This is a genomic window from Luteolibacter sp., assembly GCF_039920825.1.
Classification (GTDB): Bacteria; Verrucomicrobiota; Verrucomicrobiia; order Verrucomicrobiales; family Akkermansiaceae; genus Luteolibacter.
In genome coordinates this window covers 1-12,611 of the sequence record NZ_JBDSCX010000023.1, presented here as the reverse complement: position 1 = coordinate 12,611, position 12,611 = coordinate 1, and the positions used below count along the sequence as shown (strand labels likewise).

At 58.3% G+C, this 12,611-nt stretch carries 12 protein-coding genes; 10 read left to right on the top strand and 2 right to left on the bottom strand.

Features of this window, described 5'->3' with window-relative positions:
• Positions 1–84: 84 nt before the first annotated feature.
• The 7 genes from ABIQ96_RS05765 (at position 85) to ABIQ96_RS05735 (ending at position 5,235) form a co-directional block, all read left to right on the top strand.
• The gene (locus tag ABIQ96_RS05765; protein WP_348213608.1) at positions 85–429 is read left to right on the top strand and encodes a hypothetical protein; all 345 of its coding nucleotides are present in this window, start codon (positions 85–87) and stop codon (positions 427–429) included.
• Positions 430–441: 12 nt separating this feature from the next.
• Positions 442–1,431, top strand: a complete 990-nt coding sequence (locus tag ABIQ96_RS05760; protein WP_348213607.1) for a hypothetical protein — start codon at positions 442–444, stop codon at positions 1,429–1,431.
• 87 nt (positions 1,432–1,518) lie between these two features.
• Positions 1,519–2,550: an A/G-specific adenine glycosylase gene (locus tag ABIQ96_RS05755; protein WP_348213606.1), complete on the top strand. Its 1,032-nt coding sequence runs from the start codon at positions 1,519–1,521 to the stop codon at positions 2,548–2,550.
• A gap of 45 nt (positions 2,551–2,595) precedes the next feature.
• Positions 2,596–3,357 (top strand): serine protease, encoded by a 762-nt coding sequence (locus ABIQ96_RS05750; RefSeq protein WP_348213605.1) that lies wholly within the window; start codon positions 2,596–2,598, stop codon positions 3,355–3,357.
• Between the two features lie 18 nt (positions 3,358–3,375).
• Positions 3,376–3,822, top strand: a complete 447-nt coding sequence (locus ABIQ96_RS05745; protein ID WP_348213604.1) for a hypothetical protein — start codon at positions 3,376–3,378, stop codon at positions 3,820–3,822.
• Between the two features lie 196 nt (positions 3,823–4,018).
• Positions 4,019–4,714: a prepilin-type N-terminal cleavage/methylation domain-containing protein gene (locus ABIQ96_RS05740; protein ID WP_348213603.1), complete on the top strand. Its 696-nt coding sequence runs from the start codon at positions 4,019–4,021 to the stop codon at positions 4,712–4,714.
• Positions 4,715–4,818: 104 nt separating this feature from the next.
• Positions 4,819–5,235 (top strand): DUF2452 domain-containing protein, encoded by a 417-nt coding sequence (locus ABIQ96_RS05735; RefSeq protein WP_348213602.1) that lies wholly within the window; start codon positions 4,819–4,821, stop codon positions 5,233–5,235.
• A 7-nt stretch (positions 5,236–5,242) separates the two neighbouring features.
• Here the strand turns inward: ABIQ96_RS05735 and ABIQ96_RS05730 are convergent, their stop codons facing one another.
• Positions 5,243–8,173 carry a S41 family peptidase gene (locus ABIQ96_RS05730; RefSeq protein ID WP_348213601.1) on the bottom strand — a complete coding sequence of 977 codons (2,931 nt, stop codon included), beginning with the start codon at positions 8,171–8,173 and terminating at the stop codon, positions 5,243–5,245.
• Positions 8,174–8,349: 176 nt separating this feature from the next.
• On the opposite strand from ABIQ96_RS05730, the gene alr reads away from it, so the two are divergent.
• The gene (gene alr, locus ABIQ96_RS05725; protein ID WP_348213600.1) at positions 8,350–9,477 is read left to right on the top strand and encodes an alanine racemase; all 1,128 of its coding nucleotides are present in this window, start codon (positions 8,350–8,352) and stop codon (positions 9,475–9,477) included.
• A gap of 143 nt (positions 9,478–9,620) precedes the next feature.
• On the opposite strand, the gene ABIQ96_RS05720 is transcribed toward alr, so the two are convergent.
• On the bottom strand, positions 9,621–10,103 hold the full coding sequence (locus ABIQ96_RS05720; protein WP_348213599.1) for an RNA-binding protein: 483 nt from the start codon (positions 10,101–10,103) through the stop codon (positions 9,621–9,623).
• A gap of 212 nt (positions 10,104–10,315) precedes the next feature.
• Between ABIQ96_RS05720 and ABIQ96_RS05715 the strand changes: the two genes are divergently transcribed.
• Entirely contained in the window at positions 10,316–11,590 is a 1,275-nt protein-coding gene (locus tag ABIQ96_RS05715; RefSeq protein ID WP_348213598.1) for a hydroxymethylglutaryl-CoA reductase, read from the top strand.
• Positions 11,587–12,477: a UbiA family prenyltransferase gene (locus ABIQ96_RS05710; RefSeq protein WP_348213597.1), complete on the top strand. Its 891-nt coding sequence runs from the start codon at positions 11,587–11,589 to the stop codon at positions 12,475–12,477. Before ABIQ96_RS05715 ends, ABIQ96_RS05710 begins: the two co-directional genes overlap by 4 nt.
• Positions 12,478–12,611: the final 134 nt, after the last annotated feature.

Here is a 12,611-nt window from a genome sequence, read left to right as displayed (position 1 = left end):
GCGATGATCGGAATGATGCCGTGCCATTCCTTCCGCATGTGTGGTTCCTTGACAAGATGCCTTCCGTCGTGCCACATCACGGCGATGAGAATCAACAAAATCAAGATCCTCGGATTGGTGGTGGTCGCAACCGTCACGACTGCCATCGCCGGTTCCAAATTCTCGGGCATTTATGATGTGCAAGCCGGGGCCAGGGTGCTCTTGTCCATCACCGGGGGCGGACACGTTCTGAGCCTCAGTGACGGCACCGATATCAAAAGCGAACTGAATCCAGCCGTCAGCACCGTGAATGCGAGCGGCAAGCTCATCGGCAGCTCGGACAAAAATCTTTCGGTCGTCGCGAAGATCGATTCGGATTTCAAGCTAACAGGAACCGCCAAGGTTGGGAAAAATACGGTCCGGCTCACCGGAAGCCGCACGTTGGATTGATCCGATACCCCGGTGCGATTTACCTTTGCCAAACTCTGGTGGGTGAGCCTGGCGGTTGTCTGCGGGCTGGGGGCCGCTGTATTCCTCAAAGGGGGGAATCGGAAGGATGTTGTTGTTGGTGGTGAATCTCCGCCATCGGTTCGTGAGTCTGGATCGCGTGGCGGCAGGCTGCTTTCAAATCCTGCTTTTCCCCCACAGACGGGTTTGGGCACGCGGAACCAGTTGCAGACTCTAGAGGACCTCGCCGCTACGGATCTTCAGGCGGCGCTGTCGAAACTGGCGGATTTGCAGGATCCCGATCTTAGATCGATTGCCCTCGCTGCCATCGCTCGCGGTTGGGCGAAAAGCGATCCGCAGGCAGCCGGAGCATGGGTGGCTGAGCTGGCATCCGAAAAGGATGCTGTTTCCGCGGCGCTCGGCCTTATCCCGGCTTGGGCGAATTCAAATCCTAACAACTGTCTCGACTGGGCCACTGCTCTCGATTCCGGAAATCTTCGCGAGGTATCGTTGGCGCAACTCGCCGACGCCTGGGTGGCCATCAATCCACAGGAAGCGTTGTCCCGTTATTTCGCTCTGACTCCCGAAACCGGAAGCGAGCGCGGCCTGCACGTGATCGCCGCGCAATGGGCTCTCGACGCACCCGGGGCCGCGGTGGACTATCTAACGAAATCCAAGGATCAGCCGCGGCATGAGGAATTTCTCGAAACGGCGCTGGTGAGCCTTTCCAACCAGGATTCATTGCAGGCATGGAGTCACGCGACCGTGTTCTCGGATCCCGAGCGAATTCAAAACGTGCGTGCCATGGCACTGGAAGCGATGGCCGAGTCGAAGCCGCTTGATGCCATCAAGCTCGCGGAATCCGTGGGCAACGATCCTGTGCTCCTCAAGGGCATCGCGAGAGGATGGGCATCGCAGGATGGTGAAGCAGCGACGGGGTGGATTCATGCCATGAAGGATACGGAGTTGGAGCAATCCCTGTTGGATGAGATTTCGCGGAAGTGAAGAGGTAGGTTCCTCTTCCAGGAAATCTCGTCGGGTGAGCCAATTTCGCATTTGCGTGGAGCTTGGAATCGTTGACCCTGCGGCGGAATGTTGAAGCCGATGATGAAGAGTGGGGCATTGAAAAACCGGGAGGGTTTTCGTGAGGCTTTGGCGGACTGGTTTTCGCAAAACGGAAAGGACTATCCATGGCGGCGGACGAAGGATGCTTATGCGGTTCTGATTTCCGAGGTGATGCTCCAGCAGACGCAGATCGCGACGGTGCTGGGCAGGGGATTTTACACGCGGTTCCTTGAGACGTTTCCGGATGTGGAATCGCTGGCGGCCGCGGAGGACGAGCGCCTGCTGAAGGCGTGGGAAGGGTTGGGATATTATCGGCGTGTTAGAATGCTGCGCGAAACGGCGCGGGCGGTCATTGCGGAGCATGGAGGAGAGTTTCCGACGGAGCTTGAGGCGTTGATGAAACTGCCCGGAGTCGGGCGTTACACGGCGGGGGCGCTACGGGCATTTGCATTCGATTTATCTTCGGCGGTAGTGGATGGAAACGTCGCTCGGGTGCTTTCGCGGGTGATGGATTTTTCCGCTCCGGTGGATGACACGTCTGGTAACAAACAGATGTGGGAATGGGCGGAAGCGCTGGCGGATCCGCAGCGGCCCCGGATTTATAATTCGGCGTTGATGGAACTGGGTCAGACGATTTGTCGGCCGGGAGTGCCGGATTGTTTGAGTTGCCCGGTGGCTTCATTTTGCAAGACACGCGAGCCGGAAAACCTGCCGGTGAAGCGCCAGAAAACGACGGTGACGCAGGTGGACGAGCATGCGTTGTGGTTGCGTGATGGCGATGGGCGGCTGCTACTCCATCGCGAAGGAGGGAAACGCCGTGAGGGGCTGTGGAAACTGCCGACGCGGGATGCGGCGGAAATTTCAAATTTACCAGTGCTGGATGAACATCGTTACACGATCACACGCTACCGGGTGATGTTGCGGGTGCACGATGCTTCGGGACTGAAGCGATTCAAAACGGCGGATGGCGAGGTTTGGCAGGAGGCGGAGGCGGTTTTGGCGCTGGCGATGCCTTCGCCTTTCCGACGGGTGATCGAGCGATTGTTGGGTGAAAATTGAAATCAGATGTGACGAATGCGAATGGCTGTGCTTTCGTCGCTGTGGATGGAACGATTTGCCCGTGTGTCACTGCTGCTTTTGATGGGTTTGTTTGCCCAATCGTGTGCGGTTCCTCCCAAGCCGGACATGGTGGCTCCTGGAAAGGCGACGCGGCAGATCGTCACTGAGCGGGTGAGCGCGGTGGTGGTGACGGATCACCAAAGTCTGAGCCGCTGGGTGAACCGGAATTTTTCAACTTCGCAGGCACCGGGTGATGCGGACGGTGGTTCCGCAGCTCCGCTTTCCGACGATGGCTATTTCATCACGGCGGATCACGTTCTTGCGCGGATGGCGGGTCGGAATGTTTTTCTCATTTACGGTCAGGGCGGGCGTCTGCGTCCGGCAAAGGCGAGGGTGGTCTGGCGCTCCGAGTCGGCGGATCTGGCCTTGCTCCATATTCCGGTGAAGACTCCTTATTTCTATCAATGGACGGATCCCGACAAATGGCTTCCGGCGGGCACCCGGTTGATTCATGGAGGAATCGCCACCGGTTTCAAATCCGGCGATGGCAAGCTCGGCACCTCACTGGCTCCTGAGGGTCCGTTTACTGGGACCCGGAAATTCAAGATCGATATCCCCCTCCAACCGGGCGACAGCGGTGGTCCAGTGGTGGATGCTTATGGGCGTCTGGTGGGTATCAATTCGGCGGTCGAATTCCTTGTGCCGATGGAAACTCCGTTTTTCATCGATTCGGAAGGAAACCGACCTAACATCCGACAGATCGACGGATTGATCCGAAGCGACCGTGCCCGCAACAGTGGCACGTAACCTGCCGTAGAAGCACCCGTGACAATGTGGCATGACCCCCGATGGATTTTCCGGCTGTTCGGCATGGCCGCCGGTATGATTTTCGCCACCTCCTGTTCGCAGGTTGGAAACACCCTACTGTATGGCAGTGAGGCGGCTGCGGCGAAGGATCAGATCATGCTGGTGAGAAAGGATCCTCCCTCGTTCGGCTTCCAGCGGCTGGCCACGCAGTCCAGCGTTTATCCTGATATACAGTTCTTCGTCGCCAAACACGGATTGCCGAATTTCCTCGCTGAAACCGGGAATCGGGACCGGAAATATTTCATTTTATACTATCTCAAGGAGCGCGAGGCATTTGCCTGCCGTACTCGGGCCGAGAACCGGGACGCCGTGGAATTTGCCGGACCCTATCCGATCACCGACCGGGAATTCCGCATGCTGGATGATTTCCGCCGCGATCCCAGCCACAAGCCGACGAAGTTGTAAACCTTGGAAGTTGGCCGCCATAAGCTCTTCATTTTGAGAGTAAAGCGGTAAAGCAATGCGAAGGAATATCCCTCAATTTCCTCCTTGCTTCGGTGAAAGCCCGGGCTAGTTTTGGGGCAGTCTCTTCGGCTTATGCCGTTGGGACCATATAAACCGGGGCGATTTGCCCCAACCCATAAATAGATAAAATAGACCTATGAAAACAAACTATAGAATGCGTCGTGGTTTCACCCTGGTGGAACTACTTGTTGTTATCGTGATCATTGCGGCGCTTGCCGGTCTCACCGCTCCCATGGTGATCCGTCAGCGCAAAAAGGCCGACCAAACGGAAGCCGTCAACAACGCCCGCCAAATCGGCATGGCCTTGTTCGAATTCGAAACGGAATACGGAAGCTTCCCGGACGAGGCAACGTCAACGGCGGTCCATGACGCGACCGACACGGAAAAGGTGAGTGGAACCGCCGCCAACGACCGCTTCCGTCAAATGGTTCGCGCGGGCATCGCTCAATCCGAGCCGATGTTCTACGCCAAAGCCCCCTATACCAAAAAGCCTGATGGCATCACCAGTGGGGCCAAGGCTCTGGAGAAGGGTGAAGTTGGTTTCGGCATCATCACAAATGCTGACGGCACCGGAATGAGTGCTGCTGGCAATCCTTCACGTCCGATCGTGATGGCTCCGTTCACCACCGCCTTGTCTGGTGAGCAATTCGACTACGACGTTTATGATGGCAAGGCCGTGGTCCTGAAACTGGACAACAGCGTTACCTCCATTCCGATCCTCAAGACCACCAGCAAGGTCAAGATCAATGGCAAGGAATTGTTCGAAAAGTCGGAAGACAGTGTCTGGGGAACTTCCGTTTCTCCTCAAATGGCCTATCCGATTTCCAAGTAAGCTCTGAACTTGAAATCATTCAGCCGGGAGGTCTTCGCGACCTCCCGGTTTTTTGTTGCCCGGTGGGATATCGTGAGCGAAGGGAACAGCAGGAATTCCAAACCATGTCAGAGTCTGAATCCAAACCATCGCGGGCATTTCTGCCCTATCCCGTTTCCACGCTCAGCCCGCCGATCATTCCAAATGATCTGACGTCCTTCAAATCCCGCGGCATTTCCCAAGTGGAGCGCGAACTCCAGCAAAAGCTGATGGAAATCCGCGAGATCTATCTCCAGACCATCGACCACTTCAACTGGAACAAGCTGGTTTACGAAGCGGACATCCAGTTCGAACCCATCATCGGCGAAACCTATCACCTCTATGAAATGCGCGGCCGCCGCCAGCTTTCGATGGTCGCGCCGGATCAATGGGCTCAGAAGCACCTCGCCAGTGTCCGGTTGAATGCCGACCGGCAGTGGAAGGTCGTCTCCACCGGGTCGGGCGTCGACACCCGCGAGCTCTTCGGAACGGTCGAGTTGTAACGGCGGATCACCGGTTGCCGCGAGTGCTCTCCAGCAGCACCTCCAACGCCTTTTCCAACTGCGGATCCTTCCCCGCATCCGTATCCGCCGGTGTCAACTTCACTTGGAAATCCGGTAGCGCTCCGTTCAAATCCAGATTCTTCCGCGTTCCCGCTTGGAACCAACCGCGGAACGGGACCTGCAATTTGCCCGCGTCGGGAATCGTCACTTTAACGGCGGAAATCACGCCACCCGCCGTCGTCATGCCGACTAGAGGAGCCCGTTTGGTTTCCTGCATCGCATGGCAGAAAATCTCCGCGTTGGAAAACGTGTTCTCGTTGCAAAGCACTACCAGCGGTTTGTTCCAAGCGGCGTGGACCAGCTGATCGACCGGATAACCTTCCGGTCCGTCGCGCGGCACGGTGAAGGAATGCACCGGCTGGCAAAACAACGACAGCATCCGGTCCGCCTCTCGCCCGCCACCGTTGTTGCGGAAATCGAGAATCATTCCCGCAGAATCCAATGAAGCCCGGTAAACGGTTAGTTCCAGATCGGTAAAAGTCTTCATGCTCATGTCGTGAACCGGAATGTAGGTGAAATTTCCGCTTTTCGTGACCTGGTTGTGTGCGGTCGTTTCCTTTTCCTTGCGGTCGAGCGATCGGGCGCGGGCGTAGGAAATGCAGTGGAGTTCGATGACCCGGTCCTGTCCATCCTTGGCGCGGATCACCACCGGTAAAGTGCGATCCAAGCCGCCGTTGAAAAAGCGATGGAGCGGCGTGTGGTTCGTTACCGCCTCGCCTGCGATTCTAACCACCGTCTCACCCGGCTCCGGTGCATCCGGGATCAGAGCCACAGATGATCCGTGGATCACCCGTTCGATCACCAGCGGTCCTTCCGACAGGGCATCACGAAAAACCAAGCCTGGATGAGCGGTCGCTTCCTCTTTGGGGGCTTTCACGATTTCGTTAGGCCATGGTTTGCGGAGGAACGATAGGTGCGATGCGTTCAGCTCGCCGAACAATTGGCTCACTGTCCGGTCGAATTGCCTCGATGTCCGCGACTGGGCGGCGGCGGGTTCGTATTTGATTCGCCGTGCTTCCCAGTCGGTGCTGTTCATCGTCGGGTCGTAGAACCGTTCGCCCAGCGTTTTCCAAATCCGTCGGAATGCCAACGTCAGGACTTCGCTCCGCGGCCGGTCGATGGATGCGGAAATGGGAAATTTCACGGAATTGGCATCCTTGAAAATCGCTGGTGTCTGATCCACCCGCCACAGCAACGAACCTTCCTTCAAAGTGCGGATCGGCACACCGCGTTGAGCCGTTAGGGTTTTGACATCACCGCCCGCCGCGCTGATAGAATAGAGATTCGGATCCGAGAGTTTCTGATTTTGAAACAGCAACGACTCCGAATTGGCGGCCCAGATCACCTGCGTGGGTTCGATGTCGCCGGTGGAAATGATCCTGGCCTTGTCCGCGGGAATGCCTTTAGCGCCGAACTCCATTCCCCATAATTGCGAGATCCCGCCGGCATTGCGCTTCGCGGAAAACGCCAGCCATTTGCCGTCCGGCGACCATCGTGGCGAACCTTCGAACGCCGGATTTCGAGTCAGGTTGAGTGGGGCGAGCTTGCCATCGGCATCGCCCAACCAGATGTCGCGGTTGGAATTTTGATCTTCCGCCGCGATCGCAAGCCACTGACCGCCGGGGTGCCAATCAAATGTCGGACGGTCCCAGCATTTGAAAACAAGATGTGGGTCGGAACCATCGGCCGCCGCGGCGAAGACATTGCCCGTGCCTTCCACCCACGCGATTTTCTTCCCGTCGGGACTTGGTTTGAGGTCGATTTTCGTGAACGAATCGCGGGTGATCTGCTGTTCATTTGCCAACGAGCTCTCCTTGAGTTCGGCGCGGAAATAGTTAGGAGTCAGGCCGTCGTCGCGCAGGAAATACAGCCATTGTCCGTCGGGTGAGAATTTCACATCGCCTTCCGCCGCTGCGGTTTCCGTCAGGCGTTTGGTTTCGCCGGAACGTTTCATCCACCACAATTCGCCCGCGGCTGCGAAAACCACCTGATCAAGATCCGCCGTAAAATCCGCACTCGCTGCGGAGGTGATTTTTTTCCGATCCCGGGAAACGTCCGGCAGCTTCTCGCGGGTCCACAAGGTAAGAGGCAGCGGCGTCGTATCGGTTTTCGGCCGCAAGCGGAACAACCCGAAGCCGCGGCGGAAAACAAACGTCGAGCCATCCGCGGACGGCATGCGGGAGAAAACGCCGTCACCGGTCTCGCGGGTGATCGCTACAGGAGCCGCGGAATCACCGCTTTGCGACCAAAGGTTCAGCGTTCCTGTTCTACTGGAGAGATAGTAGAAACCTTTTCCGTCCGCCTGCCAGACCGGTGTTCGGGCGTCTGTTTCCTCGGCGACCTTGCACTCGAACCTGCCTGTGGAAATTTCATACTGCCAGATCTGCGACGCACGCGATCCTTTGTAGCCTTTTCGATAGAGTTGCTCGCCACCGGTGGAGAACAAAACCCGCGTGCCATCGGGTGACCACGACGCCTCGTCGCCCGTGGCATCGAACAGCCGTTGCTCCCGCTCTTCGGTTGTTAGGTTAATCGTGAACAGGCTGGTCGCCCGGAAACCGGATCGTTCGCGGATCCCCCGGGTGATCGCATGGCTGCCATCCGGCGAGAGGCATTCCAGTTCGTTGCCCTGGGTTTGGTGCGTGTGCTGGATGGCCTCACCTCCGCCAGCAGGGATGGAGAAAATTTGCATCGAGCCGGTGCGGCCGGATGAAAAGACGATGCGTTTTCCATTCGGCGTGAATTGCGGGTAAGTGTCGCGCGCCGGATTGTGCTCCACGCAGACCGCCTCTCCGCCGTCGGTTGATGCTGTCCACAGGTCGTTGATCCATTCGAAAACCATCGATTTACCGTCGGCTGAAACCGCTGGAGCAGTCACCAAATGCATCTCCTCCGCTCCGTCTGGAATCCCGGCTCCGGCAGCGCCCGACGCGATCCAGATGGATATGAAACCTTGCGCGAGCCCCCGTGAAATCATTCACCGGAAACAATCCCCTGCGCGTCCATCGGGCAAGCGGGAAACTTTGATTCGCTTTCCTTGCCACCGTCGCGCGGATGCCTAGCGTCACGGCTGTGAACGACACGTTTCCTGTTTCGCCGCCGCGTGCCTGGGTGGAGATCGATCTTGGCGCGCTGAAGAAAAATCTCGGCGTCGCCCGCGAGGCCTTTCCCGGTGACCTAATGGCGGTGGTGAAAGCCGGGGCTTATGGCCATGGCTTGGAAGACATTGCGAAGGCGTTGGAGAATGAAAACATCGCGTTTTTCGGTGTCGCCAATGTCGGCGAGGCTCGCCGGATCCGCACGGCCGGAGTCGAGACACGCATCTATCTGCTCGGCGCGACCTGGTCCGAGGAGCGCGAGGAAATAGTCGCCCGCGACTGGACGCCGTGTATTTCCTCCATCGAGGAAGCGGAGCAGTTCAATCGCCTCGCCGCCGCCCGCAACAAGCGCCTCAAAGTTCATCTCGCCGTGGATACCGGCATGGGCCGGGGGGGATTCGTGGCCGATCATTTACCCGAAAAACTGGCGCAGCTCGAACGAATGGAGTACCTCGAAATCGAGGGGATCGGCTCGCATTTGCCGTCGGCCGATGAGGATGAGGAATTCACCTTGAAACAATTCGCGCGCTTCGAGGCAATCATCGCCGAGCTAGGCGGGGCCACCCGATTCCAATGGCGCCATTTGTCCAACAGCGCCGGTCTGCTAGGCTATCAGCAGGGCGTCTGCAATCTCTCGCGTCCGGGACTGATGCTGTATGGCGTTTCTCCCTTACCTGAGTTTCAGGAAAAACTGTCCAACGTGATGACCTTGAAATCACGGGTCACGCTGGTCCGCACCTTGCCGGCGGGTCATGGCATTTCCTACGGCCGCCAATTTCAAACCACCAAGCTGACCCGCGTGGCGACTGTCGGAATCGGCTATGGCGACGGCTACCCGCGTCATGTTTCAGGAAAAAGCGCGGACGTGTGGATCCGCGGCCGGCGTTTTCCCATTCTCGGGCGGGTCACGATGGATCAGATGATGATCGATGTCACCGCCGCCGATGAAGTGGCGGAAGGGGATGAGGTGGAATTGTTCGGATCTAACATTCCAGTCGCCGAAATCGCGGACAAAGCCGACACCATCGTCTGGGAGATTTTCACCGGCATCACGCCCCGGGTGGTGCGGTGTTATAAGAGTTAGAGATCAGGGATGAGGGATCGGGGATGAAAGAGCGTATTATAATCTCCTATCTCCGATCTCTTCCATCGCAGGACACAAAAAACGCCCGGTTTTCCGTGAGGGAAACCGGGCGCTGTGAAAAAGCTTGTGAGGTGAGTTAGGGATCAATCCCAGCCGCCACCGCCGCCGCCACCTTTGTAGCCGCCACCACCGCCGCCGCCTTTGTAGCCGCCGCCACCGCCACGACGGTCTCCGCCGCCGCCACCGTAGCCACCACCACCGCCGCCGCGACGATCTCCACCGCCGCCACCGCCACCGTAGCCACCGCCGCCGCCGCCACCACGGCGTTCACCGCCGTAGCCACCGCCGCCACCACCACCGGAACGGAATCCGCCGGGTTTGGCTTCTTTTGGCTCAGATGCGTTCACGCGGAGAGCGCGGCCCTGATAGTCGTAACCGTTGAGCGCTTCGATCGAAGCATTCAACTGGCTCTGGTCGCCGAGGGTCACGAAAGCAAACCCCTTGGATCTGCCTGTCTCGCGGTCGGTGATGATTTTTACCCGTTCGACAGGTCCATAAGCGGCGAAGAGGCCTGAAACGTCTTCTTCAGTAGCGGTGTAGGGCAGGTTGCCCACGTAGATGTCCATTTTTGTCTATTCTTATCACGCCATCACATTCAACACTTCCTGAGACCATGGCGTGAGAGACCAGACGAAGCGCGTTCTTTTGCGAATTTGCAAAATGAACGTAATGCCTTTACCCCTCCGATTCAGGGATGGCAAGGATTGATTTCGGGCGATTTTTCCCCGGATTTTCAAATCCATTGACGGGCCAGTGTTGCCCGACAATCGTTTTCCACATGACCGGGAAACGAGGACTCACGCAGGATCACGCCGCGCGGATGCTGGGAGCCCAAAGCATTGAAACCGTGGCACTAAGGTTGATGCCCGACCTCGAAAATCTCCCGCATGTGCCCGCCGGGAGTGCGAAAGTTTCCAAGGAGCGCGCCATGGACCTGTGGCGGGAAACCGGGGCCGATCCCGCGCTGCGCGAAATTTTGCTGGAGGGGACGGACGATGATTTTGGCCGGTATCAGGGAAACGTGGAGAATTTCATTGGCCTCCTGCGGATGCCGCTCGGCCTCGCGGGGCCGCTGCGGGTCAACGGACTGGCGGCCAAAGGGGACTACTGGGTTCCGCTTGCAACCACCGAAGCCGCGCTGGTCGCGAGTTATCACCGCGGCTGCCGGGTCATCACTGCGGCCGGCGGATGTTCGGCGATGGTTCTTTACGAAAGCCTGAGCCGCGCGCCCGCGTTCGTTTTTGAAACGGCCGCTGATGCCTGCCGCTTCGTCGTCTGGGCGATGGCGCGCTTCGAGGATTTTCAGAAAACCGCGGCGACGACGACATCCCACGGACAGCTCGTCGATGTCGGTTGCACCGTCGAAGGGAATCACGTCTATCTGAATTTCGAATTCACCACCGGCGACGCCTCCGGCCAGAACATGGTCACGCTCGCCACCCAGGCCGTCTGCGATCTGATTCTCGCGGAAACCCCGGTGCGTCCGCTGCGCTACTACGTCGAGTCGAATCTATCAGGCGACAAGAAGGCCAGCGCCCGCGCCTTCACCTCGGCTCGTGGGAAAAAGGTCACGGCCGAAGTGAAACTCAGCGCCGAGTTGATTTCCAAACTCCTGCACACCACGCCCGAGGCCATGACCGATTACTGGCGCATGTCGGCCATCGGCGGGGTTCTCAGTGGAACCTTGGGAATTCAGGGGCATTTCGCCAACGGCCTCGCCGCGCTCTATCTGGCCACAGGTCAGGACGCCGCCTGCGTCGCGGAATCGGCCACCGGCGTCACGCGCTTCGAAGTCACGCCCGACGGCGGACTTTATGCATCGGTGACGTTGCCCGGAATCATGGTCGGCACCGTCGGCGGCGGAACCGGTTTGCCGACGCAGAATGCGTGTCTCGAATTGATGGGTCTCGCGGGAAATGGAAAATCCCGCGCGCTCGCCGAAGTCTGCGCCGGACTTTTGTTAGCTGGCGAACTCTCGATCATCGCCGCGTTGAGCGCCGGGCATTTCTCCCGCGCCCACCGCAAGCTTGCCCGCACCCGCAAGGCTCCATGAACCGTTGGTGGATCTATCAGAAGGAGCGTTTCCCCCTGCTCGCCCACGGCCCGCTGATCGCCGCCTTCAGTGCTTGCGCGGTGTCGTTTTCCTCGCTGGTGCGGCATGCTCCGGCTCCCGGCTGGCAGATGTACGTGACGGCTTTCGGCGTTTGCCTGCTGATGTTTCTGCAACTTCGAATCGCGGATGAATTCAAGGACGCGGGCGAGGATGCGCGCTGGCGTCCTTATCGTCCGGTGCCTCGCGGGCTGGTGACGCTTAAAGAGCTGCGAATGGTTTTCATTCTGGCAGCTATCCTGCAAACCGCGCTGGTCCTCGCGTTGGATGTCCGGCTGATGATCGTCCTCGCGATCGCCTGGAGCTACCTTGCGCTGATGAGCGTCGAGTTCTTCTGCCGCGACTGGTTGAAAAAACGCCCGGTCATCTATCTGCTCACGCACATGGGGATCATGCCGCTCGTCGATTTCTTCGGCACCGCCTGCGAATGGCTGCCACGCGGTGCCCATGCGCCCGCCGGACTCGGCTGGTTCCTCGCTGCCAGCTTTTTCAACGGCATCGTCATCGAGATCGGCCGCAAACTCCGCCAACCAGAGGATGAAGAAGAAGGAGTGGAAACTTATAGCCGCTTGTGGGGGAAACAACTTGCCGCCGCCGTCTGGCTCGCTGCCCTTGTCGCTACTGCCACCTCCGCACTGCTTGCAGCAACCGCCATCGACTTCACGACTCCCGTAATAGTCACCCTCTCCATCGTCCTCGGCATTGCCGTCGTGTACGTCAGCCTCTACTTGGAGCGCAACCTCCTTGGGAAAAAAATCGAAGCCATTTCCGCAGTTTGGACGCTCGCGCTGTATCTAATGTTAGGCCTGGTGCCGTTGTTGCTGGAATGAAGAGAAATCAACCGCAGATGAACAGGCATGTAGTCATTCAAGTTTTTTCTTCATGCGGTGTTGGATTCGGCATGTTGGGTGATCTGGGTTTGAAGGTGGAGGACACAGGCGGCTAGGTTGGCAGGCAGGGAGAG

Coding starts and splice junctions, on each gene's coding strand:
- ABIQ96_RS05765 (WP_348213608.1), top strand. CDS start 85: ATGAGAATCAACAAAATCAAGATCCTCGGATTGGTGGTGGTCGCAACC.
- ABIQ96_RS05755 (WP_348213606.1), top strand. CDS start 1,519: ATGTTGAAGCCGATGATGAAGAGTGGGGCATTGAAAAACCGGGAGGGT.
- ABIQ96_RS05750 (WP_348213605.1), top strand. CDS start 2,596: ATGGAACGATTTGCCCGTGTGTCACTGCTGCTTTTGATGGGTTTGTTT.
- ABIQ96_RS05740 (WP_348213603.1), top strand. CDS start 4,019: ATGAAAACAAACTATAGAATGCGTCGTGGTTTCACCCTGGTGGAACTA.
- ABIQ96_RS05735 (WP_348213602.1), top strand. CDS start 4,819: ATGTCAGAGTCTGAATCCAAACCATCGCGGGCATTTCTGCCCTATCCC.
- alr (WP_348213600.1), top strand. CDS start 8,350: ATGCCTAGCGTCACGGCTGTGAACGACACGTTTCCTGTTTCGCCGCCG.
- ABIQ96_RS05720 (WP_348213599.1), bottom strand. CDS start 10,103: ATGGACATCTACGTGGGCAACCTGCCCTACACCGCTACTGAAGAAGAC.
- ABIQ96_RS05715 (WP_348213598.1), top strand. CDS start 10,316: ATGACCGGGAAACGAGGACTCACGCAGGATCACGCCGCGCGGATGCTG.
- ABIQ96_RS05710 (WP_348213597.1), top strand. CDS start 11,587: ATGAACCGTTGGTGGATCTATCAGAAGGAGCGTTTCCCCCTGCTCGCC.